3 protein-coding genes are annotated in these 1,596 nt (G+C 43.8%); 1 reads left to right on the top strand and 2 read right to left on the bottom strand.

Annotated elements, in window-relative coordinates; genetic code table 11:
• A partial coding sequence (locus tag A3766_RS15820) for an amino acid ABC transporter ATP-binding protein (RefSeq protein ID WP_068642487.1) occupies positions 1 to 629 on the top strand: 629 nt, incomplete at its 5' end.
• A gap of 37 nt (positions 630 to 666) precedes the next feature.
• On the opposite strand, the gene mobA is transcribed toward A3766_RS15820, so the two are convergent.
• The gene (gene mobA, locus A3766_RS15815) at positions 667 to 1,278 is read right to left on the bottom strand and encodes a molybdenum cofactor guanylyltransferase MobA (RefSeq protein WP_068509986.1); all 612 of its coding nucleotides are present in this window, start codon (positions 1,276 to 1,278) and stop codon (positions 667 to 669) included.
• 78 nt (positions 1,279 to 1,356) lie between these two features.
• On the bottom strand, positions 1,357 to 1,596 hold a 240-nt coding region (gene trxA, locus A3766_RS15810), incomplete at its 5' end, for a thioredoxin (protein ID WP_068642485.1).

The following is a 1,596-nucleotide window of genomic DNA, read 5'->3' as shown; positions in this document are numbered from 1 at the left end:
GACCATCTGGTTCAGGTAAATCGACGATGATTCGTTGTATCAACCGACTGGAAGAGTTTCAAAGAGGGTCTTTGGTTGTGAATGGTGTTGAGATGATCGAAGACGTTAAGAATATCGAAGCGATCCGTCGTGAAGTCGGTATGGTTTTTCAGCACTTCAATCTGTTTCCCCATTTGAGCATTTTAGAAAACCTGACGCTTGGGCCAATTTGGGTACAGAAAAAACCCAAAGAGGAAGCCGAAGCGATTGCAATGAAGTATCTGGAGCGAGTGAAGATTCCAGACCAAGCACTTAAGTACCCGGGTCAGTTATCGGGTGGTCAGCAACAACGTGTAGCGATTGCACGATCTCTTTGTATGTCACCTCAAATCATGCTGTTCGATGAACCAACCTCTGCTCTTGATCCGGAAATGATTAAAGAAGTACTCGATGTCATGGTTGAGCTAGCTGATGAAGGTATGACGATGCTCTGTGTTACTCATGAAATGGGCTTTGCTAAGCGTGTAGCGGACAGAGTAATATTTATGGATGGTGGTGAAATTGTTGAGCAAAATACACCAGAGGAATTCTTTACAAACCCAGAAACTGACCGCTTACAACTATTCTTAAGTCAGATACTTCAGCATTAATCCCAAGCAGCCGAGCTTCTTATTCTTGATGAGAGAGCTAATAGCCTTGAGAAGAAGATAGCTCTTCAAGTGTATTGAAGTTCATAAAGCTACTGGCTTCAGCATTTCTTGATGTTGAGAAATCAACCCAGATAGCACCGTTATCTTTAACCCACTTCATTACGCGGTTTTGCCTGTTTACGATTGCATCTTCCAAGCTATCAACAAACTGAGTAGAAATGCATAAGTGAAGAGGGTGGCTTCTGTTTTCATCTCTCGATGCGATTATCAAAGGCTGACCAGGGAACAGCTCTTGTTTTTGGTACAAGATATTGAGCATCTTTTGACCATACTCTTGTCCAAGGCAGGGTGTATCACAGGGGCTGACAAGCAAATAATCAGCATCAGTGTTCAACATCAAGCTGTGTAGTCCTGCCAAAGGACCTTGGAAGCCTTCGATTGAGTCAGAACACACAAGAGGACTGATTTCTTGATATTGAGTTTGATTGCGGTTGCAGTTGATTAACACGCGACGAACATAAGGCTGAAGCGAGTCAAAAACAGACTGGGCCATTGGTTTTTGTCGATAGAGTTGCAGTCCCTTGTCCTTGCCATCCATACGAGTGGAAAGGCCACCGGCAAGAATACCGCCATCAATTTGCAGTGTCATGAGATCTAAATCTGATAGGAGAGTAGCGATGTGGCACCCAAGAAGAGTGCCACCTATGCAAAGCGTAAACTAGTGGGCTTACAAGTTGCTGTCAACAAAAGCTGTCAACTGAGATTTTGATAGCGCGCCTACCTTCGTTGCATCAACATTACCATTCTTGAATAGCATCAAGGTTGGAATGCCACGAATATTGAATTTAGGTGGGGTTTGCTCATTCTCATCAATATTTAACTTACATATTTTGATCTTGCCAGCATAGTCGTCAGCAATTTCCTCAAGGACAGGGGCGATCATTTTACAAGGGCCGCACCACTCCGC

This window comes from Oleiphilus sp. HI0132 (assembly GCF_001635845.1).
The sequence above is the reverse complement of the archived record's forward strand: the minus strand, read 5'-3'. Positions and strand labels throughout refer to the sequence as shown.